27 protein-coding genes and 1 tRNA gene are annotated in these 21233 nt (G+C 68.7%); 13 read left to right on the top strand and 15 right to left on the bottom strand.

Translation table 11 applies throughout. From position 1 onward, the window contains the following. Positions 1 to 24: 24 nt before the first annotated feature. Together ACIBI9_RS41665 and ACIBI9_RS41660 are read right to left on the bottom strand one after the other, a co-directional pair. The gene (locus tag ACIBI9_RS41665; RefSeq protein ID WP_397230949.1) at positions 25 to 537 is read right to left on the bottom strand and encodes a GtrA family protein; all 513 of its coding nucleotides are present in this window, start codon (positions 535 to 537) and stop codon (positions 25 to 27) included. A 232-nt stretch (positions 538 to 769) separates the two neighbouring features. Then, positions 770 to 1606, bottom strand: a complete 837-nt coding sequence (locus ACIBI9_RS41660) for an SDR family oxidoreductase (RefSeq protein WP_397230947.1) — start codon at positions 1604 to 1606, stop codon at positions 770 to 772. 49 nt (positions 1607 to 1655) lie between these two features. Between ACIBI9_RS41660 and ACIBI9_RS41655 the strand changes: the two genes are divergently transcribed. Then, on the top strand, positions 1656 to 2135 hold the full coding sequence (locus tag ACIBI9_RS41655) for a MarR family winged helix-turn-helix transcriptional regulator (protein ID WP_397230945.1): 480 nt from the start codon (positions 1656 to 1658) through the stop codon (positions 2133 to 2135). On the opposite strand, the gene dnaN is transcribed toward ACIBI9_RS41655, so the two are convergent. From dnaN to ACIBI9_RS41640, 3 genes are all read right to left on the bottom strand, one after another. After that, positions 2118 to 3215 (bottom strand): DNA polymerase III subunit beta, encoded by a 1098-nt coding sequence (gene dnaN / locus ACIBI9_RS41650; RefSeq protein ID WP_397230943.1) that lies wholly within the window; start codon positions 3213 to 3215, stop codon positions 2118 to 2120. The two genes, ACIBI9_RS41655 and dnaN, sit on opposite strands and share 18 nt — an antisense overlap. Positions 3216 to 3314: 99 nt before the next feature. After that, a complete protein-coding gene (locus tag ACIBI9_RS41645; protein ID WP_397230941.1) occupies positions 3315 to 3968 on the bottom strand; it encodes a response regulator in 654 nt (217 codons plus the stop codon). Continuing rightward, positions 3968 to 5398 (bottom strand): sensor histidine kinase, encoded by a 1431-nt coding sequence (locus ACIBI9_RS41640; protein ID WP_397230939.1) that lies wholly within the window; start codon positions 5396 to 5398, stop codon positions 3968 to 3970. The genes ACIBI9_RS41645 and ACIBI9_RS41640 overlap by 1 nt, the downstream gene beginning before the upstream one ends. A 109-nt stretch (positions 5399 to 5507) precedes the next feature. Here ACIBI9_RS41640 and ACIBI9_RS41635 point away from each other — a divergent pair, with 109 nt between their 5' ends. After that, on the top strand, positions 5508 to 6413 hold the full coding sequence (locus ACIBI9_RS41635) for an ABC transporter ATP-binding protein (RefSeq protein WP_397230937.1): 906 nt from the start codon (positions 5508 to 5510) through the stop codon (positions 6411 to 6413). Further along, a complete protein-coding gene (locus ACIBI9_RS41630; RefSeq protein ID WP_397230935.1) occupies positions 6410 to 7138 on the top strand; it encodes an ABC transporter permease in 729 nt (242 codons plus the stop codon). The genes ACIBI9_RS41635 and ACIBI9_RS41630 overlap by 4 nt, the downstream gene beginning before the upstream one ends. Positions 7139 to 7140: 2 nt before the next feature. Here the strand turns inward: ACIBI9_RS41630 and ACIBI9_RS41625 are convergent, their stop codons facing one another. Further along, positions 7141 to 8055 carry an SMP-30/gluconolactonase/LRE family protein gene (locus tag ACIBI9_RS41625; protein ID WP_397230933.1) on the bottom strand — a complete coding sequence of 305 codons (915 nt, stop codon included), beginning with the start codon at positions 8053 to 8055 and terminating at the stop codon, positions 7141 to 7143. A 56-nt stretch (positions 8056 to 8111) separates the two neighbouring features. On the opposite strand from ACIBI9_RS41625, the gene ACIBI9_RS41620 reads away from it, so the two are divergent. Next, complete coding sequence (locus tag ACIBI9_RS41620) at positions 8112 to 8543, top strand: Lrp/AsnC family transcriptional regulator (RefSeq protein WP_397230931.1); 432 nt, start codon at positions 8112 to 8114, stop codon at positions 8541 to 8543. A gap of 9 nt (positions 8544 to 8552) precedes the next feature. Next, a complete protein-coding gene (gene soxR, locus ACIBI9_RS41615) occupies positions 8553 to 9086 on the top strand; it encodes a redox-sensitive transcriptional activator SoxR (RefSeq protein ID WP_397230930.1) in 534 nt (177 codons plus the stop codon). 271 nt (positions 9087 to 9357) lie between these two features. Here soxR and ACIBI9_RS41610 read toward each other — a convergent pair whose 3' ends face one another. From ACIBI9_RS41610 to upp, 7 genes are all read right to left on the bottom strand, one after another. Then, positions 9358 to 9810 (bottom strand): universal stress protein, encoded by a 453-nt coding sequence (locus tag ACIBI9_RS41610; protein WP_397230928.1) that lies wholly within the window; start codon positions 9808 to 9810, stop codon positions 9358 to 9360. A 101-nt stretch (positions 9811 to 9911) separates the two neighbouring features. Then, positions 9912 to 10586: a FadR/GntR family transcriptional regulator gene (locus ACIBI9_RS41605; protein ID WP_397230926.1), complete on the bottom strand. Its 675-nt coding sequence runs from the start codon at positions 10584 to 10586 to the stop codon at positions 9912 to 9914. 100 nt (positions 10587 to 10686) lie between these two features. Beyond that, positions 10687 to 12030, bottom strand: coding sequence for a helix-turn-helix domain-containing protein (locus ACIBI9_RS41600; protein ID WP_397230924.1), 1344 nt, complete (start codon positions 12028 to 12030; stop codon positions 10687 to 10689). A gap of 96 nt (positions 12031 to 12126) precedes the next feature. Further along, a complete protein-coding gene (locus tag ACIBI9_RS41595; protein ID WP_192788987.1) occupies positions 12127 to 12660 on the bottom strand; it encodes a PH domain-containing protein in 534 nt (177 codons plus the stop codon). Then, on the bottom strand, positions 12657 to 12839 hold the full coding sequence (locus ACIBI9_RS41590; RefSeq protein ID WP_192794450.1) for a hypothetical protein: 183 nt from the start codon (positions 12837 to 12839) through the stop codon (positions 12657 to 12659). Before ACIBI9_RS41590 ends, ACIBI9_RS41595 begins: the two co-directional genes overlap by 4 nt. Before the next feature lie 72 nt (positions 12840 to 12911). After that, positions 12912 to 13136, bottom strand: a complete 225-nt coding sequence (locus tag ACIBI9_RS41585; RefSeq protein ID WP_192788986.1) for a hypothetical protein — start codon at positions 13134 to 13136, stop codon at positions 12912 to 12914. Between the two features lie 121 nt (positions 13137 to 13257). Then, positions 13258 to 13896: a uracil phosphoribosyltransferase gene (gene upp, locus ACIBI9_RS41580; protein ID WP_397230921.1), complete on the bottom strand. Its 639-nt coding sequence runs from the start codon at positions 13894 to 13896 to the stop codon at positions 13258 to 13260. Between the two features lie 202 nt (positions 13897 to 14098). Here upp and ACIBI9_RS41575 point away from each other — a divergent pair, with 202 nt between their 5' ends. From ACIBI9_RS41575 to ACIBI9_RS41550, 6 genes are all read left to right on the top strand, one after another. Continuing rightward, positions 14099 to 14611, top strand: a complete 513-nt coding sequence (locus ACIBI9_RS41575; protein WP_397230919.1) for a tRNA adenosine deaminase-associated protein — start codon at positions 14099 to 14101, stop codon at positions 14609 to 14611. 17 nt (positions 14612 to 14628) lie between these two features. Beyond that, positions 14629 to 15105: a tRNA adenosine deaminase-associated protein gene (locus ACIBI9_RS41570; protein ID WP_397230917.1), complete on the top strand. Its 477-nt coding sequence runs from the start codon at positions 14629 to 14631 to the stop codon at positions 15103 to 15105. A 42-nt stretch (positions 15106 to 15147) separates the two neighbouring features. Continuing rightward, complete coding sequence (gene tadA / locus ACIBI9_RS41565) at positions 15148 to 15585, top strand: tRNA adenosine(34) deaminase TadA (RefSeq protein ID WP_397231017.1); 438 nt, start codon at positions 15148 to 15150, stop codon at positions 15583 to 15585. A gap of 10 nt (positions 15586 to 15595) precedes the next feature. After that, positions 15596 to 15685: transfer RNA gene (locus tag ACIBI9_RS41560), tRNA-Ser, on the top strand. 155 nt (positions 15686 to 15840) lie between these two features. Then, complete coding sequence (locus ACIBI9_RS41555; RefSeq protein WP_397230915.1) at positions 15841 to 16002, top strand: hypothetical protein; 162 nt, start codon at positions 15841 to 15843, stop codon at positions 16000 to 16002. 242 nt (positions 16003 to 16244) lie between these two features. Continuing rightward, positions 16245 to 16388: a hypothetical protein gene (locus ACIBI9_RS41550; protein WP_397230913.1), complete on the top strand. Its 144-nt coding sequence runs from the start codon at positions 16245 to 16247 to the stop codon at positions 16386 to 16388. A 191-nt stretch (positions 16389 to 16579) separates the two neighbouring features. Here ACIBI9_RS41550 and ACIBI9_RS41545 read toward each other — a convergent pair whose 3' ends face one another. Beyond that, a complete protein-coding gene (locus tag ACIBI9_RS41545; RefSeq protein ID WP_397230911.1) occupies positions 16580 to 17425 on the bottom strand; it encodes an alpha/beta fold hydrolase in 846 nt (281 codons plus the stop codon). An 810-nt stretch (positions 17426 to 18235) separates the two neighbouring features. Here ACIBI9_RS41545 and ACIBI9_RS41540 point away from each other — a divergent pair. Together ACIBI9_RS41540 and ACIBI9_RS41535 are read left to right on the top strand one after the other, a co-directional pair. Further along, on the top strand, positions 18236 to 19171 hold the full coding sequence (locus tag ACIBI9_RS41540; RefSeq protein WP_397230909.1) for a lysostaphin resistance A-like protein: 936 nt from the start codon (positions 18236 to 18238) through the stop codon (positions 19169 to 19171). Between the two features lie 2 nt (positions 19172 to 19173). Further along, positions 19174 to 19818, top strand: coding sequence for a response regulator (locus tag ACIBI9_RS41535; RefSeq protein ID WP_397230907.1), 645 nt, complete (start codon positions 19174 to 19176; stop codon positions 19816 to 19818). On the opposite strand, the gene ACIBI9_RS41530 is transcribed toward ACIBI9_RS41535, so the two are convergent. Continuing rightward, positions 19756 to 21144: a sensor histidine kinase gene (locus ACIBI9_RS41530; protein WP_397230905.1), complete on the bottom strand. Its 1389-nt coding sequence runs from the start codon at positions 21142 to 21144 to the stop codon at positions 19756 to 19758. The two genes, ACIBI9_RS41535 and ACIBI9_RS41530, sit on opposite strands and share 63 nt — an antisense overlap. Positions 21145 to 21233: the final 89 nt, after the last annotated feature.

Genomic DNA, 21233 nt, shown 5'->3' with positions numbered 1-21233 from the left:
GGGCGTTGCAGGACCCGGCTGCCATCAAGCCGCCTCGTCCGTGGACTCGGGAGCGGGAGCCAGCCGCACGCTGCCGGACTGGGTCTTCTCGTCGGGGAAGACCCACTTCCGGAGCGCCCAGAAGCGGAAGACCATGGCGATCAGCGTGCCGATGATCTGCGCGCTCATGAAGTCGGCGATCTCCTGGGTCACCAGGCTCACATCCGGGCTCTCCAGATGAAATACGTACCGGGAGATCCACAGCGGCGCGGAGCTGAGCACCAGACCGACGCCACTGACCAGGAAGAACAGCGCCGCCTCGTGACGGCGCTCGCGGCCGCCCCTGGTCCGGAACGACCATTCGCGGTTCAACACGTAGGACACGATCGTCGCCACGAGCACTGCAATGATCTTCGCGGTCACCGGCTTCGGTTCCAGAACGGTGAGCTTCAGCCCATAGAACACCGTGTTGTCCACTAAGAACGCTGTTCCACCCACCACCGCGAACTTCAGCAGTTCACGGTGCTTCAGTGCAAGTGCGTGCAGTGGTTCCGGCAATCTCGCGAGTACTGCGTTTGCTATTCGGAGCACCCCCGATCTTCTCACCAGTCGAACATCCTGGTAACAGACATCTTCTGAGGCTCCTGGAAGCACGCGCCAAGTAACCAGAGCGCCTCGCCGTGCTCCAGCCCGGTCGTCCAAGGCGGCGGTGGGTTCGTCGCAGGTGGCCTGACGTTCCTGCGTCGGCTGCGCGGCCGCGGCGGTCCCGCTCTGCTCCCAGAGGGGACGGTCACGGGCGGAGCTGGGCGGCGTGGTCGCGGGCGAAGGCGGCGAATGACCGGGCCGGGCGGCCCATCACCTTCTCGAAGTCCGGCGTCGTGTAGTCACCCCACCCCTCCGAGTACGCCGTCAGGTACTCCCTGGTGACCGCCGCGATCCACGGGGACAGCCCCGCGTCCAGCATCGACCGTTGAGCGTCGTCCGGCGTCACCGGCTGGTAGGCGATCGGAGTGCCGTACACCTCGCCCAGCGCGGCCGCCGCGTCCCGCAGTGAGACGCTGGCCGGGCCCGTGAGAGTGTAGGTGCTGCCTTTGTGCTGTGCGGGAGCGCGCAGGACCGCGGCGGCGAAGTCGCCGATGTCGCGTACGTCGATCATGCCGAGCCGCCCCTCGCCGGTCGCGCCGTACAAGGTGTCGCCGTTGACCGAGCCGAAAAGGTTCTGCATGAAGAAGGCCGGGCGGATGACGGTCCAGCCGAGGCCCGAGGCCGCGAGCTCGACGTCCGACAGGGCGTGCAGGCGGCCGTTGCGGGTCGGCGCGTCGTGGGCCGCGCCGATGGCCGACATGCGTACGACGTGGCTCACCCCGACCTTCCTGGCGGCCCAGACGGCGTTCATGCCGGCGTGCGGCGCCTGCGGGCCCATGGCGGTCAGCAGCCACAACGTGTCCACGCCCTGGAAGGCCCGGTCGAGCGTGGCGGGGTCGTCCAGATCGCCGACCGCGACCTCCACCCCGGACGGCGCCTTGGCCGCGTCACGCACGAGGACCCGCACGTCCGCGGTGCCGGTCAGGGAACGGAGGACGGCGCTGGAAACGGTGCCGTTGGCACCCGTGATCAAGATGCTCATGCCGTCGACGGTATAGTAAGATTCAGTGACAATCAAGTTTTATGACTAAATGGAGGGTGTGACGGTGCGCAGGAGCCGGCGCAAGCAGGAAGAGCCCGATCTCGGCATCCTGTCCAGCAGGACCCTTTTCAGCCTGCAGCGGCAGCTGTTCGAGACGCTGGCCCAGCAGGGGCATCCCGGGCTCAGGCCACGGCATGGGGCGGTGCTGGCATACCTGGACGAGGAGGGCAGCAGGGCCACGGACCTGGCCGCGCAGTCGGGCCAGCACAAGCAGGTGATCGGCACGCTGGTGGACGAGCTGGTCGAGCTGGGTTACGTGGAGCGGCAGCCGGACCCGGCCGACCGGCGGGCCAAGCTGATCGTGCCCACCGAGAGGGGCCGCGATCACATGGTCAAGTCGGACGCCATCCTCGCCACCATGGAGGCGGAGCACGCCAAGGCCGTGGGCGAGGAGGCGTACACGGAGTTCAAAAGGGTGTTCAAGCTGGTCGCCGAGCGCCAGACCGGCGGCTCAGCCCTGGCGGAGTGACATGACGAGATAGCGGAAAGCGGGCTCGGCGTCGCCGGGCACGTCCTGGATCAGGGCGGGCCTGGTGGGCGACTCCATGTTGATACGGGCCAGCTCGCTCTCGATCCCGGTCAGCCCGTCGAGCAGGAACTGCGACTGGAAGGCGATCTGGATGTCGTCGCCGCGCAGCTCGCAGTCGACCACCTCGGCGCCGCGCCCGATGTCGCCGCCGCCCGCCTGGATGAGCACCTGCCCCTGGCTGAACGACAGCCGGATCGCGGTGTTGCGCTCGGCCACCAGGGCGACGCGCTTGATGGCGTTGACGAACGGCGCAACCGCCACGTCGGCCCTGATCGACCAGTCGGAGGTCAGCCGGGAGCGATAGTCGATGAACTGCTCGTCGAGCAGCCGCACCGTCGTGCTCCGCCCGACGCTCTCGAACCCCGCCACCCCGTCGCCCATCGCGATCGACACCTCGCCGCCGCGCAGCGACTTGGCCACCTCGACCAGCACCTTCGCCGGGACCATGGCCGAGACCGCGACGTCGGGGCTGACCGGGCGCCAGGTGAAGTCGCGGGCGGCGATGCGGTAGCGGTCGGTGGCCGCCATGGCCACGGACTCGCCCTCGATGTCGACCCTGATGCCGGTGAGCATGGGCAGCGTGTCGTCGCGGCTGGCGGCGGGTGCGACCTGGCCGACCGCCGAGGCGAACACGCCGCCGCCGATGGCGCCGATGCTCGGCGGCATCGTGGGCATGGTCGGGAAGTCCTCGACCGGCATCGTGATCAGCCCGAACTCCGCGCTCCCGCAGGTCAGCACCGCCTCGGCGCCCTCGGTGACGATCTCCACGTCGTCGGCGGGCAGGCTCCTGCTGATCTCGGCCAGCAGCCGCCCGGGGATCAGCACGCTGCCCGCCTCGGCCACGTCGGCGTCGATCGCGGCCCTGGCCGAGACGTCGTAGTCGAACGCGGACAGGACCAGCTCGTCGCTCGCCTCCAGCAGCAGCCCGGACAGGACGGGCACCACGGGCCGGGTGGGCAGGACTCGGGCAGCCCACGCCACCGCATCTGCCAGAACATCGCGGTTAACCCGGATTTTCACCTGCTACCACCCCTTCGTCGCCGTGCCTCTATGAAAATAGCCGGTGCGACCGACAACTCTGGGCAGTCTCGCCGGATGACCAACCCCTGGTGGAGGGTCCTAGCGGCTGTTGAGATAGGCAAGTACGGCGAGCACGCGGCGGTTGTCGTCGTCCGACGGCGCGAGCCCCAACTTGGCGAAAATGGAGGCCGTGTGCTTGGCCACGGCGCTCTCGCTCAGATAGAGCCGCTGGCAGATGGCCGTGTTGGAGCGCCCTTCCGCCATGGCCTCCAGCACCTCCCGCTCGCGCGGCGTGAGCGCGGCCAGCGGCTCGTGCCTGGCGTTGCTGGCCAGGAGCTTGGCGATGACCTCGGGGTCCATGGCCGTGCCGCCCTCGGCGACCCTGCGTACCGCGTCGATGAACTGCTCGGCGTTGAAGACCCGGTCCTTGAGCAGATAGCCGATCGCACCCGAGCCGTCGGCCAGCAGCTCGCGTGCGTAGAGCTGCTCGACGTGCTGGGACAGCACGAGGACGGGCAGCCCGGGCACCTGTTTTCTGGCCGCGAGCGCCGCCTGCAGCCCCTCGTCCGTGAACGTGGGCGGCAGCCGCACGTCCACGATCGAGACGTCGGGCCGCAGCTCCAGCAGGCCCCGCAGCAGCTCGGGCCCGCTCTCCACGGCCGCCACGACGGAGAAGCCGTGGGCCTGGAGCAGGTGCACCAGCCCGTCTCTGAGCAGGTAGAGGTCCTCGGCGATGAGTACGCGGTTCTTCATCAGCACCAGGGTTTGATCGGCGTGGCACGGGCGAACCACAGGTCGCGGTTGTGGTTGGAGGGTATCCAGATGGCCAGGATGTGCATGCACAGGCCCAGGGTGATCATGCCGAAGATGACCGGCCACTGCCAGGGCTCGGGCAGGTACAGGGCGAGGAACCAGGTCTTCTCCTCGATGCCGAACGCCTTGAAGATGCCCGCCACGATTCCCTGGGGGAACGTCGGGCACCAGGCCGTGGCCCAGAGGAGGACGACGATGGACGCCTTCCAGCGCGGCAGCTTGGGCAGGCTGCCCGCCCAGTGCTCGGGCAGCACCCGGGGCAGCTCCATCGTCACGGTCGTGGGGCCGCCCGGCGGGCTGTTCAGGGCGAGCACCCCGTCGAAGGCGGCCAGCCGCCGCTCGATCCCGGACAGGCCGCTGCCCTTGGCCGGATCGGCGCCGCCCATGCCGTCGTCGGTGACCGTGGCGCGCAGATTGGGCCCGTTGGTGCTGAGGTCCACCGTCGCCGCGCGCGCGTCGCCGTGCCGGGCGGCATTGGAGAGCAGCTCGCTGACCGCGAAATACACCGCCGCCTCCACCGGCGCCTCCGGCCGGTGCGGCAGGTCGACGTCCACCGTGACCTGCAACGGGCTGTCCATGGCCAGCGCGCGTACGGCGTCGGCCAGCCCGCGCTCGGCCAGCACCGGAGGGTGGATGCCGCGGATGACCCTGCGCAGCTCGGTCAGCGTCTCGGAGGAGGCGTCCCGGGCCTTCGACAGCAGCGCCTTGGCCGCCGAGGGGTCCTTGTCGACGAGCTCCTCGACCGCGCCCAGCGTCATGCCGATCGCCACCAGCCGGGCCTGAGTGCCGTCGTGCAGATCCCGTTCGATCCTGCGCATCTCGGCCGCCTGCGAGTCGGCGGCCAGGTTACGCGTCCGCCTGAGGTGGCTCACCTGGCTCGCCAGGCGGCTGGCGACGGTCGCGCGGAGCATCAGGTCGCTCCAGAGAGCGTAGATCCGCAGGCCGCGCTCGGGGATCACGACGAACACCGGCAGCAGTGTCACCTTCACCACCGGGTCGAGCACCAGCCAGAACGTGTCGCGCCAGGTCGCCGGGTCGGAGGTCAGCCACTTCCACCGGTTGTTCCAGGCGGGGATCCGCGGCGTCTTGTAGAGGGTCCGGTCGGAGCGGTACATGCCGTCCGCCTGCGGCACCGGAGGCGGGGGCTCGGGCAGGTACGGGGACTCGATGTGGACGCCGGTCCAGCTCCGCATCAGCCGCCGGTTGAGCTCGGCCAGCCTCCTGACCAGCTGGACCTGCGGCGAATACAGGAACACCATGCCCACCCCGAACGACAGCAGCAGCATGGTGAGGCTGAGCACGATCGCCGGCACCTCGACGAGGAGGAGTGCGAGCAGCGCCGCGACCTGACCGGACCTTCGGAGCAGCATGCCCCCAGTCTGGGCCAACGGGCGCTGCCGGACCATTGCACCTAGGTACACCCTTGCCCGACACCCAGCCGGATTCCCCGGCGAAGGCCGTGTTCCTAGCGTCGTCGGCATGAAGGTCATCGAAGTCAGGAACCTGCGCAAGCAGTACCCGAAGCATCTGGCGGTCGACGACGTGTCGTTCGAGGTCGCGGAGGGTGAGATCTTCGGCATCCTCGGCCCGAACGGCGCGGGCAAGACCACCACCGTGGAGTGCGTGGCCGGCCTGCGCGTGCCCGACGGCGGCACCGTACGGGTGGCCGGGCTGGACCCGCAGCTCAACAGGGGCGAGCTGCGGCGCGTGCTGGGCATGCAGCTGCAGAGCGCGGCGCTGCCCGACAAGATCAAGGTGTGGGAGGCCATGGACCTGTACGCCTCCTTCTACCCCGACCCCGCCGACTGGTCCGAGCTGCTCGAACGGGTCGGCCTCGGCGCCAAACGCGACACGGCGTTCAAGAAGCTCTCCGGCGGGCAGCGCCAGCGGCTCTCGGTCGCGCTGGCGCTGGTCGGCAGGCCGCGCGTGGCGGTGCTGGACGAGCTGACCACCGGCCTCGACCCGCAGGCCCGCAGGAACACCTGGGAACTGGTCGAGCAGGTACGCGACTCCGGCGTGACGATCGTGCTGGTCACCCACTTCATGGAGGAGGCCGAGCGGCTCTGCGACCGGCTCGCGCTCATCGACGCGGGCAAGGTGGTCGCCACGGACACGCCTGCCGGGCTCATCGCGCAGGTGGGCGGGGAGCAGCGGCTGAGGTTCCGGCCGTCGGGGCCCGTCGACGACGCGGTGCTGCGGGCCCTGCCGGAGGTGCGGGAGGTCACGAGGAGCGGCGACCAGCTCGTGGTGAGCGGCACGGGCAACCTCGCGCCGGCTGTCACGCTCGTCCTGGCCCGGCACCAGGTCGTTCCAGGAGACCTGCGGATCGAGCAGACCACGCTCGACGACGCGTTCCTCGCACTCACCGGAAGGAAGCTGTCATGAAGCTGCTCCTCGTGGAGATCAAGCTGCACCTGCGCGAATGGCCGTTCCTGATCTTCACGATCGGGCTGCCGGTCGCGCTCCTGCTCGTGCTGGGACTCAGCATCCCGGACATGACCCAGCGCGCGGCGTCGGGGGAGCGGGCCGTGGACACGCATATGCCGAGCCTGATGACGCTGCTCTCGCTGCTGACCCTGGCCTGCAGCGTGGTGCCCGCGGTGCTGACCGCGTACCGCGAGCAAGGGGTGCTCAGGCGGATGTCCACCACGCCCGTGCACCCGGCACGGCTGCTGGGGGTGCAGCTCCTGATCAACCTGGCGGTCGGGGCGGTCACCACGGCCCTGCTGATCGTGACGGGGTCGCTGGTGTTCGGGTCGGCGGCGCCGCGGCAGTGGGTGGGGTTCATCCTCGTCTTCCTGCTCGGCAGCGCCGCGTTGCAGGCCATCGGGCTGGTGATCGCCGCGCTGGCGCCCAACGCGAAGGTCGCGCCGGGGATCGGGTCCGCGGTGATGTTCCCGCTGATGTTCCTGGGGGGCATGTGGGTGCCGCGCGACATCATGCCGGACGCGCTGCGGGCGATCAGCGACTACTCCGTCGCGGGGCCGTTCGCCCAGGCGCTCAAGGACACCTGGGCGGGCCACGCGCCGCAGGCCGCCCATCTGGCGGTGGTGGCCGCCGGGCTGGTGATCTTCGGTGGGCTGGCCGTACGGCTGTTCAGGTGGGAGTGAGGCTAGCGCCCGGCCCAGACCGGGCGCGCGCCGGTGACGTTGGTCATCAGGGAGTAGAGCGAGGACGAGGCCGTGATGAACATCCGGTTGCGCTTGAGCCCGCCGAACACCAGGTTGGCCGTGGGCTCCGGCAGCTTCAGCCGGCCGATCAGCGTCCCGTCGGGGTCGTAGCAGAGCAGCGCCCTGCCTGCCGCGGCCCAGACGCGGCCCGTGTCGTCGAGGCGGAGTCCGTCGAAGATGTCCTGCTCCGTCCCTTCCGCGAAGACCTTGCCGCCCGCCAGCGTGCCGTCCTCGCGCACGTCGAACACGCGCAGGTGCTTCATCCGCGTGTCGGCGATGTAGATCCGGCTCTCGTCGAGCGAGAACGCCAGGCCGTTGGGGCGGGCGAAGTCGTCGGCCACGATCCGGACCTCGCCCGTCACCGGGTCGGCACGGTAGACGTGACAGCCGTCGATCTCCTGCTCGGCGGCGTAACCCTCGTAGTTGCTGAGGATCCCGTACGGCGGGTCGGTGAACCAGATCGACCCGTCGGAGCGGACCACGACGTCGTTGGGGCTGTTGAGCCGCTTGCCCTCCCAGCGGTCGGCGATGACCGTGATCGAGCCGTCGTGCTCGGTGCGGGTGACGCGGCGGTTGCCGTGCTCGCAGGAGATCAGGCGGCCCTCGCGGTCGAGGGTGTTGCCGTTGGTGTAGCCGGACGGCTGGCGGAACAGGCCGACCGCGCCCGTCATCTCGTCCCAGCGCAGCATCCGCTCGTTGGGGATGTCGCTCCAGACCAGGAACCGGCCGGCCGGGAAGTAAACAGGGCCCTCCGCCCAGCGGGTGCCGGTGTGGAGGCGTTCGACATAGTCGTCTCCGCCTACCGCGGCGAACCGCTCGTCGAGCACCTCGAACTCAGTGGGGATCGTGTCCGTCATGCGGTCCACAATATGCTGTTCGCCATCCCGGGCATATCACTGGATAGCATTCGGCTGTGGATGATATCGACAGAATGCTGATCGGCCTGCTGCAGGAGGACGCGACGCGGTCGTATGCGGTGCTGGGCAAGGCGGTGGGGCTGTCCAGCGGGGCCGCGCACGAGCGGGTGCGCAAGCTGCGCGAGCGCGGGGTGATCAGGCGCACGACGATCGAGGTGGACCAGGCGGCGCTCGGGCGTGCGGTGACGGCGTACGTGCTGGTGGACGGGAGCACCTGGATGGGCGACAGCGCCGACCGGCTGGCGGCGATCCCGGAGATCGAGGAGGCGCACGTCATCGCGGGTCCCGCGTCGGTGCTGCTCAAGGTCCGTACGGCCGGGACGGTGGAGCTGCAGGACGTGCTGCGCCGGGTGTTCGGGGTGGACGGCGTCACGGGAACGCAGACAATCGTGGTCCTCGAGACACTGCTCGAGCGAACCCTCAAGTAATCTCCAGGTATGACGAAGGCCGCCTGGAACACCAAGGAGCTCACCGTCGGCGAGCTCGCCGAGCGCAGCGGGGTCGCCGTGTCCGCCCTGCACTTCTACGAGGCCAAGGGCCTGATCAAGAGCCGCCGTACGGCGGGGAACCAGCGCCGGTACACCCGCGACAGCCTGCGCAGGGTCGCGTTCATCAGGCTGGCCCAGCGCATCGGCATCCCCCTGAAGACCATCAAGGACGCCCTGGCCGAGCTGCCGGACGAGCGCACGCCCAACCGGGACGACTGGGCCCGCCTGTCGGCCGCCTGGCGCGGCGAACTGGACGACCGGATCGAGCAGCTTCAACGGCTGCGCGACGACCTCACGGACTGCATCGGGTGCGGCTGCCTGTCGCTCGACCGTTGCCCGGTGGCCAACCCCCACGACCGGCTCGGCGACGAGGGCCCGGGCGCCCGCCGCATCGACACCCGCCTCTGCCCCCCACCTCAGACCTGCGCCACCACCTCGGGCTGCGCCTCCTTCACGGAAACACCCCTCCCCACAGCCTCCTGACGCCCCCACGGCCAGGCTCCGCCCCTCGCCGTTCGAAAGGACCCTCGTGACCCGGGCCCAGCCCCTCGCTCCTGGAGGGAGGCCAGGGGCGGCCCCAGCCCCCGCTCCCGGAGGGACCTCAGGGCCCCACGGCCGAGCCCGGCCCTCGCCCCTGAGCGGCTCGACGGCCTGGCCTGGCCCTCACCCCGAGGGCTCGCGGCCGAATCCTCTAAATCCCCCAAAAGGACATCAGCCGAAGTGCGGTGGCGCACTTCGGCTGAGGGGACGGCTGTCAGCGGGCGGGCTGGGAAGGCGGGACGATGAGCGTCGGCCGGTGAGCGTGATGCAGCACGTGGTTGGACACACTGCCCAACAGCACCGACCGCACCCCGGCCAGCCCCCGCGACCCCGTGACGATCACCGAGGCATCCACCTCGTCCGCCACGTCGACAATCGTCTTCCAGATCGACTCGTTGTCAGCCACCGCCCGATAGGTGACATCCGAGAGCCCGGCCGCGATGGCCAGCTCAGCCCCCTCCCTGGCATGCTGCTCCGCCTGGGCGTGCCCCTCGTCCTCGGTGCTCTGGTCGAGGACGCCCGCCGCCAGCGGATACTTCTTGAGCTGCACGAGCAGCGGCTCCCACACCGTGACGACGACGGTGGGCTCGGCGGCGAGATGCTTGGCCGCGAACTCGATCGCGGTACGCGAGTCGGCCGAGCCGTCGTAGGCGACAAGGATGGTCATGGCGTTCTTCCTTTCGCTTCACTCTTCCGCTAAAGCACCGAAGCGATCAGGCGCCATTCCAGAGCCGGCTGTCTCCTTTGTCACACCCCCGGGGGAGGGGGTCAGGACTCGGTGAGGGCGATGAGGATGTGTTCCATGCAGGCGTGGCCTGCCCGCTCGGCCGCCGCCGCGTCTCCCGCCGCGATGGCGCGGGCGATGGCGTCGTGCGGGATGTAGCTCTTGTCGAGCGAGGTCCCCGCGGCCGTGATGCTGGCGCGCAGGGCCGCCGAGAAGTCCTCGTACAGGTCGATCAGCACCAGGTTGTGCGTGGCGTGCGCCACGGCCATGTGGAAGGCCAGATCGGCCTCGACGAAGTAGTCGGGGTCGTCCAGCTCCCAGGCCCGGTCCCGCTCGGCCAGGGCCGCCTCGATGTGCTTGATGTCGTCATCCGTGCGCCGGGTGGCGGCCAGGCGCGCGGACTCGACTTCGAGTGCACGGCGTACCTCGAGGATCTCGAGCTGCTCGGCCTGCTTGAGCCGCCGCAGCATCGCGCCGGACAGCTCGCTGGTCGCGCGGACGTAAGTGCCGTCCCCCTGACGGCACTCGAGCAGCCCGGCGTGCGTGAGCGCGCGTACGGCCTCCCGAACGGTGTTGCGGCCCACCCCGAGCTGCTCGGCGAGCACCGTCTCGGTCGGGATCTTGCCGTTCATCGGCCACGACCCTGAGGTGATCTGCTCCTTGAGCTGATCGATCACCTGGTCGACGAGCGAAGCCCGCTGCGCCGTACGCAGACTCACAGTCCGCCTCCTCCGGGGAAACCAATCATCCTATGAGTCAATGACTGGTAGACCCTAATTATTCCAGACTCAAAACGCCAAATCTGGAGCTCCTGGAGGATCAGCGCGAAACTGTGGCGTCGACGGTCACCCCCGCCATGGCGGAACGGACTCCGGCGGCTTCGAGGGCTTTACGATATGCGGCGGTCTGCTGTGTTCTGGACCCGGCCCTGCCGTAGAGGTCGCCCAGCTCACGCCAGCAACGGGCGGCCTGCCGGTCGGAGCCGAACACCGGCCGGTCGAGCGTGTCGAGCGCCTGGTGGGCGTCGCGCAGGTGCGCGGAGGCGTCGGCCCCCTCGTCGAACGCCACGGTGGCCAGCACGAGGTGGGCCTCGGCGGGCGTGGTGCCGGCGCGGTCGTGAGACAGGCCCAGAGCCGTGTGCGCCAGCTCGCTCGCCCGCGCCGAGGCGCCGGTCCGCAGGATGACCCGTGCGTGCACGATGAGGCTCTCGCCGTGCTCGCGTGCCGTGCCGGGGAACGTGGCGAACGCCTTGGAGGCGGCCGAGATGAGGCGCTCGGCCTCGTCGACCGGCACCGTGGTCAGCCTGGACCAGTGCATGGCGGTCCTGGCCAGCTGCAGCGACAGCCGGGCCTGGCGGCCGGCCATGATGGCGTCGTCGGCGAGGCGCACGGCCAGCGCCGAGTCCTCGCCGGCAGCGGCGGCGGCGCTCGCGTGCCACAGCGCCTGGATCTCTCCGGAACGGTCCACAACTTCAGGAACGCCGGTCAGGTCCAGCACCCGCTTGACGTATCCCAGCTCGCGGGACTCGCTCTCGCGCTCGCTGCGCGCCTCGACCAGAGCGGCTGCCAGGTCGACGGCGATCTCGCCCTGCGTGATGGACAGCCGCTCGGCCTGCTCAAGGGCGGCGGTGGCCAGGTCGCGGGCCCGCAGGCGGTCGCCCGCCCGCTGGTAGCAGCGGCTCAGTGCGATCGTGAGCGGGAGGTCGGCCAGCCGCTCGGGGTGAGCCGCGGCCTCCCTGCGCAGGCGCTCGAACGCCTCCACCGCCTGGCCGAGGCGACCCTGGGCCTCGAGCGCGCGCGCCCTGCCGAACCGGGCGTGAGCGGTCAGCATGGCGTTTTCCTCGTCGGCCGCCTTCACGATCTCCGTGAAGCGGTCGGCGGCGACGGACGGGTCGCCATGCTGCAGCTCGAGCTCGGCGTGGCGCAGGCCGAGCTCCGTGTCGATGCGCTGCCGAGGTTCGATCCCGTGAAGGAGGAACTCGGTCGTGCACCCCAGTCGCTCGGCCAGCAGCCGGGCCACGACAGGAGTCGGCGTGCGCTTGCCCGACTCAATGAGCGAGACATAACTGTCAGACAGGTCGGGTCCGGCCAGTTGGGCCTGGGACATCCGCCTGTTCAGCCGCAATCCGCGGACGCGGTCACCGATGGTTCCCTGACTCGGCATCTCATCTCTCAAGGCGGGGAAGGGTCAACAACACGCAATGATTGCATGAAGTAGCCGAATCGGGTATCCCCGAGTGAAGAATTCCCCGCGAGGAGATTAATCGTCGCTCTCGTCCTTGCTGGGAAAAAGCATCCCGCAGACCTCGAGGTACAGGGTCTCGGGGTACGGAATGTACTCGACCGTCGAGAGTGCCTGGTCCTGACCTGCTGACTCGAGGATGAACTCACCGTAACCGAGCATGCGCCCAAGCAGACTTCTTTGGAAGCTCATGTCGGTGACCTTGCCCAAAGGCATCATCGCGACCTTACGGGTGATCAAGCCCGTTGTCAGCAGCATGCGCTTCGAAGTCACCACAAAGTAATCGACCGACCACTCCGCGACTTTCCACACGAAACGCACCAGAAGCAGGAGCCACAACCACCACACGACGACGAGCGCCGTGCCGCCTTGATCGCTGCCTCCGAAGAACTTGCTGAGCAAGCCCGCGACGATCAGGCCGGCGAGCACCTCGGCAACCGGGCGCAGCAAGATCGCAGGGTGCCGCCGGACCATGATGAACTGTTGTTCTTGGGGGAGGAGGTATCGGTTGACCGACGACGGGGCAGAGTCCCCGTGGGTCACAAGTCTCATGAGAGGCTGTTCACAAATTGAGCCAGCGAGTCGGCCGCGTTGAACACCGTGTCGAACGCTCCTCTCACCGCGTCCGCGGCGTCAGATGGTCGCGCGAACAGGTAGTACGCGACAAATGCGATACCACCGTATGTGAGGACTTTTTTGACCTGCACCGTCGCCTCCGTGCCCTTACCCACTCCACCCGCCCTATACATTACCCACCCGGATGCCCGGGTAAAGATGACTTGGCGGGATAGTTCCGATCTTGGTTAGCCGCGTTCGCTGGCCACCAGGGCCAGGACGTGAAGATGCTTACGTGCGATGCGCTCGACAAGGCTCGGATGGGCGTAACCGGTGACCTCCAGCGCGCCATAGTGCGCTGCTTCAACGCAGCGCGTTACGGTGGTCGCGGAGTGGATACCGGCGAACTCGTCGCACAGCACAGTCTCCACCTCCGCGTACGGAGCCGGCTCCGCCTCGCTGTGATCGCTCATCGTGCTCCTCCACGCGCATGCGGAAGTTGCCTTCCTGTCTCTTCGTACCCACGAAACAACAGTATGTAACGAAGAGATGACTGCGAGTGACGTGAAGGCGCTTTTCAGCTACGTCGTGGCGTCAGACCACGCCGTAGAGGCGGTCGCCCGCGTCGCCGAGGCCGGGCACGATGTAGCCGCTCTCGTTGAGCCGCTCGTCGAGTGCGGCGGTCACCACGCGGATGGGCTTGCCCGAGTTGGCGAACACCTTGTCCATGTACGCCAGGCCCTCGGGTGCGGCCAGCAGGCAGATGGCCGTGACGTCGACCGCGCCCCGGTCGAACAGGAACTGCACGGCCGCCGCCAGCGTGCCGCCGGTGGCCAGCATCGGGTCGACGACGTAGCACTGGCGCCCCGACAGGTCGTCGGGCAGCCGCGTGGCGTACGTCTCGGCCAGGAGGGTGGACTCGTTCCTGATCATGCCGAGGAACCCGACCTCGGCCGTGGGCAGCAGCCTGGTCATGCCGTCGAGCATGCCGAGCCCGGCGCGCAGGATGGGGACCACGAGGGGGTACGGCTTGGCCAGTCGCACGCCGTGGGCGGCGGCCACGGGCGTCTCGACCGTGACGTCGGTGATCCGCACGTCGCGGGTGGCCTCGTACGCGAGCAGCGTCACCAGCTCATCCGCGAGCCTGCGGAAGGTCGGCGAGTCGGTGCGGACATCGCGCAGCGTGGTGAGCTTGTGGGCCACGAGCGGATGGTCGACGACGAGGGTTTCCATAAACGGCAAGGCTATCTGCTGGGGAACGTGCATGGGGACCCCGCTACCTGCGGTGGTCCTCCGAACGTGGCCACCCCCGCCGGCCCCTCGGGTCATTGGTTTTGATCACAATTTAGTCCGAGAGGCACACGCCTCGTGCGCAGGTCTGGAACGATTGGGTGCTGGTGGTATCTGTCGTGTCAGAGGTCGGGTGGGGATGGCGATGGCAGACGAAGACGACGCTCTCGATTTCGCCATCGTGGTTTACCGCGAGGACGAGTGCTGGGACGCCGAGCTCCTGCCGGTCGTGCTCACGTCCGACCTGCAGGGGTTGATCCATGCCCTGCGTCAGCAGCCGAGCGAGAGCGGGACGATCGGCCTGGTCGCCGTGGGCGACGAGTTCTTCGTGGCGCTGCGGGTCCTGGGCGAGCGGGTGGACGTGTTCCTGTCCGACATCGCCGCCTCCTGGGACTTCCCGCTGGCCCGCCAGGTTCTCGACTATCTCGACGTGCCCGTGCCGGACGAGGAGGAGCTCGACGAGATCCTCCAGGACGAGGAGACCGTGCTCCCCGCCGGAGATCTGTCGATCTTCGCCGATCTCGGGTTGGACGAGATGGAGCTGGGCATCCTCTCCGGCGACATAGACCTGCTGCCCGAAGATGTGCTGTCCAGCATCGCCGCGCGGCTCGGCTTCTCCGAGCCGTTCGAGCGTGCCATCGAATCGGTCTTCGGCTGACCCCCTGGAGCTCGGACATGGCGTCCAACACCTTCTCTGCGGCTTTCGTCAGGACCTCGGACGGCTGGAGCGGCGCCGAGATCGATCTGAGCGAGGCCGAGATCGTCGACGATCTCGGTGACGCGGTCACGGAGACGCTGAGTCTCTCCGGCGACGAGCTGGCCCTGCTCTGCGTCGAGGTCGAGGACGAGTGGTTCGCGATCGCCCGCTACCGGGGCGAGGAGGAGCCGCGCGTGTTCCTGTCGGACGCGCACGCGATCCTGTCCGACCCGCTCGGCGAGCTGTTTGCCGAGTTCGCCGGCGTGGTGCCCGACAAGGAGGGCAACGGCCTCGGCGTGCGTCCGGCCGGCGACTTCGAACTGCTCAGCGACCTCGGGGTCAGCTCCGAGGAACTGCTGGAGCTGAGCATGGAGGAGGGCATGCTGCCGGCCGACATCCTGTCGGTGATCGCCGAGCGGCTGGCCTTCGCGGACGAGCTCGACCGGCTGCGGTGACCGGCCGGTGATCCGGTTCCTGCCGTGACGTACGAGGAGGCCATGCGCCTGGCGCTGGCGGAGGCGGTCACGGCGGGGTCCAGGGGAGAGATCCCCGTGGGCGCGGTGGTGCTCGACCCGCTCGGCGAGGTCCTGTCCGCGGCGGGCAACGACCGCGAGTCCTCCGCCGACCCGACGGGCCACGCCGAGGTGCTCGCGCTCCGGCAGGCGGCCATGCGGCGCGGACAGTGGCGGCTGAGCGGCTGCACCCTCGTGGTGACCCTGGAGCCCTGCACGATGTGCGCGGGCGCCGCCGTGCTGGCCAGGGTCGACCGGATCGTGTACGGCGCCGTGGACGAGAAGGGCGGGGCCGTGGGCTCGCTCTGGGACGTCGTACGCGACCGCCGGCTCAACCATCGGCCCGAGGTCGTCATGGGGGTTCTGGCTGACGAGTGCTCGTCGGTACTAAAGCGGTTCTTCGCTACTCGCCGGATCCGGTAAGCTCATGCGCGGTGGTGTCGCCTAGTGGCCGAGGGCGCACGCCTCGAAAGCGTGTGATGGGGCAACTCATCCGTGGGTTCAAATCCCACCACCACCGCCACAAGAAGGGCCTCCGACCTGTACGAACAGGTCGGAGGCCCTTCGTCTGCCAAGATCATGGGGGCATTTGGGGGCATCAGGCCTCAGCCATGATCACGCAGACGGTTTCCGGTGGCGGTGGTCGTTCACCTTCCGACCCGGAAGGAACGCCAGAAAATGGCATCGATCGAACCGCGCAAGGGCGTGAAGGGACGCGTGAGCTACCGCGTCGTCTGGTATATCGACGGCAAGCGTGAGAACGGACGCGACACCGAAACGTGCGATTCACACACCATCGCCAAGCGCTTCAAAGAACCTTGTCGAGCTCGCTGGCGATAACCGTCCGGCAGGCTACCCCAAGCGCTGCAGGGGCAGAGGCATCGGCGAGCGGTGGATCAAGTCCGAGCCGGCCCCTGCGGCTGCGGACGGCGGGAGTAGCCCGCATACCGTCGCCGAGGTCCCACGTTGGGCGAGGTCATCGACCGGTACCTGAACCAGCCACCCGGCCGAGGAAGTCCAACGCATCGGGTACCTACGCCAGTTCAATCGGCATGTTCGCACGGCCATCGTGACCCTGGAGGATGGGCCCGCTCGGCGGGCTGCCCGTCACCGGGTACACAGCCGACGTCGACCAGGCATGGGTCACCTGGATGCAGGGGCGCAAGCACATGGTCAAGGGGGAACTGGTCCCGTATTCGGCCAAGACCATCCACAACATCCACTGACCATCGGGCCAGCACACACGTATCGGACCTAAGACATTGAAAGCGGCCTGGAACAACGACCCTCTCCTCGCCTGTGGTGCTTGAAGGGTATGTGTGGTGCTTGCACCGATTCTCGCCTGCCAACGAAGTCGGCGATGTGCGATGATGGCGCGCCGCCGCTCGCCGACCGGCAGGTACGTCATGGCGCCGGGTCAGCCGGTGATGAAGGAGCGCAGCAGGGAGAAGAACCGCTCGCCCTCGGTGTCGGGAATGAAGTGGCCGGAGCGTTCGAACACCTCCAGACGTGCCCCGGGCAGGCCATCCACGATCTCCCGCGCCGTGGCCAGCGGCGTGATGGGGTCGCGAGTGCCGGCCACGACGAGCGCCGGGCACCGGATGGAGGCCAGGCGCGCGGTCAGGTCGAACCGGACGGTGGACATGAAGCTCATGGTGAGCCCGGGGTTCGGGACGATACGGGCCATGGCCTGGATGTCGGATTCCGCCGGGAAGTTCGGATCGGGGCTGTAGGCGGGGGCGCAGAGCTGCCCGAAGGCGGCGAACGTCTCCGGGGTCCCCTCGGTGAGGAACGCCTTGGCAGCCGTGGCGGCCTCCTCGCCGGCCTCGGCGCGAAAGCCTTCGACGACTCGGTCCAGATCCCAGCGGGCGACGGTGCTCTGCAGGATCAGCTTGGCCGGGTGGTCGGGGTGGCGAGAGGCGTAGCTCATGGCCACGGCTCCGCCCCAGGACCAGCCCAGGACGATCGGCTTGACGATGCCGAGCGTGTCGCACAGGGCGCGCACGTCGTCGCCCCACTGGTCGAGGTTCCAGGTGTCCGGGTCGGAGTTCTGGCTGCGGCCGTTGCCGCGCTGGTCGACGTAGACGATCTGGACCAGGTCGGCGAGTTGACCGTAGGCGGGCTTGAAGATCGAGTGATCGTGGCCGGGGCCGCCGTGCAGCAGCAGGAGGGTCGGCTTCTCTCGCATCGTGTAGCCGTCGGGTTCCAGGGCGGCGCCTTCGACGTCCACGTACAGCGACGTGCCGTTCACCTGAACACGCATGGGGATTCTCCAGTCAATTGGGCGCTTGGCCAACTTTCTTGATCAGTCTGGCCGTGCCCGGTGGAGGACACCATGACGGCCGCCCCCAGACGGCGGTAGGGGCAGCCTCACCACCGTCCGAGGGCCGCAGGTCGCTCGGTCGCCTCGTTCGGCAGTCCCGAGCTGCCGCGGGGAAACGGCCGTAGAACTTAGGCGGGTCGAGTGGCTCCGCGCCGTTCAGCGATGAAATCGCGTTCCTCATCCAGGATCGTCCAGTGCTCAACCAGTTCGTCGATGTGCATCGGGGGTGTCATCACCGCTTGGCGTCAACGACGCCGGTGGCGATCGGTCAGATCTGCTTTACGCGCGGCCGTAGCGGAGGAAGTCCCCGCTGGTCAGGTAACGAGTGATGGGCAGGCAGGCGGCCTGAGCCTGGAGATCGGCGATCACCGGGTCGATGTGGCCGACCAGCAGCCCCAATGCCCAGCCGGCGACACGTTGTCCGGTGCCGGATCACCGGTGGTGCGCAGGCAGCGGGCTCCGCCAGAGATAAATCGAACACGTGGATCAGATCGCAGACGATATGAATAGGCGCGTGGCGGCGCGATGGGCCTCGGTTTGCAGCCCGTTGCACCGGCCGGTCGTCGTCGTGTTCGCCCAGGCTGACCACGTCGTGAGGGCGGCGGTGGGCGGCGGCCTTGCGCGTGGCCGGGCCGGTGCTTCGGGCCGCATGGCGATTGGCCTGCACCTCCTCTCGCGGCGCAGCCTCCCCCGGCACCGGTCGATGGACGCGGGCGCACCGAGGGTTATCCCTCAGGGAAAATACGGATCTTGTTCGGCAGGAAGATCGCGCCGGAGTATTGGGCCAACCCCAACCTTCGGAGTTCGGTCATGCGCAATGTTCTGAGGCATCCGCTGGTGCAGGCGTTCGTCCTGCTGATCGGCGTACTGGCCATCTTCTTCATCCTTCAGGCGGCTGTGGCCGCTGCCTTCCGGATAGGCCCCGATAACCTCACTCCGGCGAACGGCCTCCTGCTGGGCCTGACGGGAGCGGTGGCGGCGCTGGCCACTGTTGCGTTGGCGCGCCGTTGGGAGGGCGCGTCGATGGCAGGCCTTGGCCTGCCGTCCAGGCATGCGGTTCCCCACCTGTTCGCCGGAATCGCGGTGGGCGGGGCGATTCAGGCGGTGGCGTTCGGCATCATGGCCGCGGAGGGCTGGTACACGGTCTCGACGGCCACGGTGGATCTCGGCTCGCTCACGCTCATGGCGCTGACCGCCTTATGCGTGGGTTTCTGGGAGGAATGGGCCTTCCGCGGCGTGGCACTGCGGCTGCCGGAGCAGGCCGTGGGCACCTGGTGGGCGCTCGTGATCAGTTCCCTGCTCTTCGGTCTCCTCCACGCCCCCAACGGCAACGCCTCGCCCATGACCCTGGTCGGCATCGCCGTGGCCGGCGGGCTCGTGCTCGGCGGCGGCTTCCTACTGACCCGCTCTCTGTGGCTGCCCATCGGCCTGCACATCGGCTGGAACTTCGTCCAAAATTCGGTGTTCGGAACCAGTTCGTCGGGCGCTGGCACCATCAAGGAGACTCCGCTACTGCGGGGCCACGTCAACGGTCCGGAACTGTGGGTGGGCCACCCGGGCGACCTGGAGTCCGGGCTCATCCTCATCCTGGTCGGTACGACGACAGGGCTGATCCTGCTCGCCCTGGCCGTGCGGGCAGGACACATCCGGCCAACGCGGCGCAAGACGCGAACCACTACGGTGTGACCGTGCGCGTGGTGATCGCCGACGACTCGGAGCTCTTCCGTGAGGGCCTGGGCGTCCTGCTGGAACGTGCGAACTTCGTCGTCAGCGGTCTGGCGGGCGATGGCCGTACGCTGGCGCGGTTGATCGAGTCCGACCCGCCCGAGGCGGTCATCATGGACATCCGCATGCCGCCGACCTACACAGTCGAGGGCCTCGAGCTCGCCGTACGGCTGCGCCGCGAGCATCCCTCCGTCGCTGTGCTCCTGCTGTCCAACCACGTTGAGGCCCACCACGCGGTCGACCTGTTCGGTCAGACGCCTCACAAGATCGGGTACTTGCTCAAAGACCGGGTCGGCGCCGTAGAAGAGTTGGCCGACGCTCTGCGCCGTATCGCGTTGGGACAGATCGTGCTCGACCCTGCCGTGGTCTCCCTGCTGGTCTCCCGGCCCCGTCCACCCGGGCCGCTGACCCGGCTCAGCCCTCGCGAGCGGGAGGTGCTCGCGCTCGTCGCAGAGGGACGGTCGAACCAGGGCATCGCCGACCGACTCGGGCTGACGCCCAAGACCGTGGAGGGCCACTTACGCGGGATCTTCGGCAAGCTCGGCCTAGCCGACGACGTCGCCGACAATCGGCGGGTCCTGGCGGTCCTGCGGCATCTGCGCGGGTAACACCGCTCGCACCGTGGTCCCACCTCCGGGCGGGCTGTGCAGCACGAGACCTCCTCCACACGCCTGCACCCGATCGGCCAGGCCGCGTAGGCCGCCTGTGGGGACGGCGCCACCGCGCCCGTCATCGGCCACCTCCACGACCAACTGGCCCCTGTCCAGCAAGGCGTTGATCCGCACGACTGATGCGCGCGCGTGGCGAGTGGCGTTGGCCAGCGTCTCCGCGGCCACGAAATACGCGGTGCGCTCCACCTGCGCCGCCAGCCGTACGGGTAGGTCGATCTGAAGACGGACGGGTAGAACGGCCCGTTCGGCCAGGGACCTGAGCGCGGCGCCCAGCCCCGCCTCGGCCAGCACCGCGGGGAAAGCGCCCCGTGCCAGGCTGCGCAGCTCGTCCAGGGCCAGGCCGAGTTCGGAGATGGCCTGGTCGAGTCGCTCCGGCTCGTCGCGGGCCAGGCCCAGCAGCAGCCGTGCGTTGACGAGCCGCTGTTGAGCGCCGTCGTGAAGGTCCCGCTCGAGGCGGCGCCTGGCCTCGTCACCGGCATCGATCAACTCGGCCATGCGGCGAGAGGACTCTCTGCGGCCCAGTACGACGCGATAGCCCAGTGGCCAGGCGATGAAGCCCAGCACGATCACGCTGTCCAGCGGTCCACCCAGGAAGTACGCCCCGAGCCCTCCAGCCCGGAGCAGGTTGCCCACCTCGTGCACCATCACCAGCACCATGAGCAACAGCCCGGAGAACGTGACGGCCCGATCGCGTTCCGGTCGTGGCAGCGTGGCCCAGCGCATGCACACTGCCACCACCAGCGCGACGGTGTAACCGGCGACGAACACCAGAGCGAGAAGGGCCAATGGCTGCCTGGCTCTGTCCCAGCCGAGGGCTCGCCCCAGGCAAACGCATCCGCCGCCGGGCAGCCTGCCGTACATGACCCAGGCCACACCGGACAGCAGCGGAACCAAGTAACCGAAGGCCAGCACTCCGCGTACGGTGGGTGCTTCCGCACGACCGTGCGGAAGCAGCACCATCACGTGCCCGAGCAGGCCTATCTGGATGGCCGACGCCGTGGCGCCCACCACGAGCGCCGCAGCCGTGCCCTGGTAGCTGATCCCGGTCGCCAGCCACATCACCCCGCTCCAGGCCAGGATCGTTCCGACGCTGCTATCCGGCCACCGCGCCCTCGCCCAAAGACCCGTCGTGATCGCCGACGCTCCGGCCGCGTATCCCATGAGCAGCAACGGGACCTTTGTCACCACGAAGTCCGCAGCCAGCATCGCCACCGTGGTCACCGAGGCGAGCGTAACCGCCAGGAGGATGATCAGCTTGCGCACGCGTACATTGTGCTGACACTGGGGGCCAGGCGCTTCAGGAACTCGCGCATCCGCGCCTGGGTCTGGCCGATCAACCTGAGAGCTCTGCA

This window comes from Nonomuraea sp. NPDC050451 (assembly GCF_044458585.1).
The sequence above is the reverse complement of the archived record's forward strand: the minus strand, read 5'-3'. Positions and strand labels throughout refer to the sequence as shown.

What these genes read in the sequence shown, in the direction of transcription:
- ACIBI9_RS41660 (WP_397230947.1), bottom strand. Translation starts at nt 1,606, where the DNA reads ATGAGCATCTTGATCACGGGTGCCAACGGCACCGTTTCCAGCGCCGTC.
- ACIBI9_RS41655 (WP_397230945.1), top strand. Translation starts at nt 1,656, where the DNA reads ATGGAGGGTGTGACGGTGCGCAGGAGCCGGCGCAAGCAGGAAGAGCCC.
- ACIBI9_RS41645 (WP_397230941.1), bottom strand. Translation starts at nt 3,968, where the DNA reads ATGAAGAACCGCGTACTCATCGCCGAGGACCTCTACCTGCTCAGAGAC.
- ACIBI9_RS41640 (WP_397230939.1), bottom strand. Translation starts at nt 5,398, where the DNA reads ATGCTGCTCCGAAGGTCCGGTCAGGTCGCGGCGCTGCTCGCACTCCTC.
- ACIBI9_RS41635 (WP_397230937.1), top strand. Translation starts at nt 5,508, where the DNA reads ATGAAGGTCATCGAAGTCAGGAACCTGCGCAAGCAGTACCCGAAGCAT.
- ACIBI9_RS41630 (WP_397230935.1), top strand. Translation starts at nt 6,410, where the DNA reads ATGAAGCTGCTCCTCGTGGAGATCAAGCTGCACCTGCGCGAATGGCCG.
- ACIBI9_RS41625 (WP_397230933.1), bottom strand. Translation starts at nt 8,055, where the DNA reads ATGACGGACACGATCCCCACTGAGTTCGAGGTGCTCGACGAGCGGTTC.
- soxR (WP_397230930.1), top strand. Translation starts at nt 8,553, where the DNA reads ATGACGAAGGCCGCCTGGAACACCAAGGAGCTCACCGTCGGCGAGCTC.
- ACIBI9_RS41610 (WP_397230928.1), bottom strand. Translation starts at nt 9,810, where the DNA reads ATGACCATCCTTGTCGCCTACGACGGCTCGGCCGACTCGCGTACCGCG.
- ACIBI9_RS41600 (WP_397230924.1), bottom strand. Translation starts at nt 12,030, where the DNA reads ATGCCGAGTCAGGGAACCATCGGTGACCGCGTCCGCGGATTGCGGCTG.
- ACIBI9_RS41595 (WP_192788987.1), bottom strand. Translation starts at nt 12,660, where the DNA reads ATGAGACTTGTGACCCACGGGGACTCTGCCCCGTCGTCGGTCAACCGA.
- ACIBI9_RS41585 (WP_192788986.1), bottom strand. Translation starts at nt 13,136, where the DNA reads ATGAGCGATCACAGCGAGGCGGAGCCGGCTCCGTACGCGGAGGTGGAG.
- upp (WP_397230921.1), bottom strand. Translation starts at nt 13,896, where the DNA reads ATGGAAACCCTCGTCGTCGACCATCCGCTCGTGGCCCACAAGCTCACC.
- ACIBI9_RS41575 (WP_397230919.1), top strand. Translation starts at nt 14,099, where the DNA reads ATGGCAGACGAAGACGACGCTCTCGATTTCGCCATCGTGGTTTACCGC.
- ACIBI9_RS41570 (WP_397230917.1), top strand. Translation starts at nt 14,629, where the DNA reads ATGGCGTCCAACACCTTCTCTGCGGCTTTCGTCAGGACCTCGGACGGC.
- tadA (WP_397231017.1), top strand. Translation starts at nt 15,148, where the DNA reads ATGCGCCTGGCGCTGGCGGAGGCGGTCACGGCGGGGTCCAGGGGAGAG.
- ACIBI9_RS41555 (WP_397230915.1), top strand. Translation starts at nt 15,841, where the DNA reads ATGGCATCGATCGAACCGCGCAAGGGCGTGAAGGGACGCGTGAGCTAC.
- ACIBI9_RS41550 (WP_397230913.1), top strand. Translation starts at nt 16,245, where the DNA reads ATGGGCCCGCTCGGCGGGCTGCCCGTCACCGGGTACACAGCCGACGTC.
- ACIBI9_RS41545 (WP_397230911.1), bottom strand. Translation starts at nt 17,425, where the DNA reads ATGCGTGTTCAGGTGAACGGCACGTCGCTGTACGTGGACGTCGAAGGC.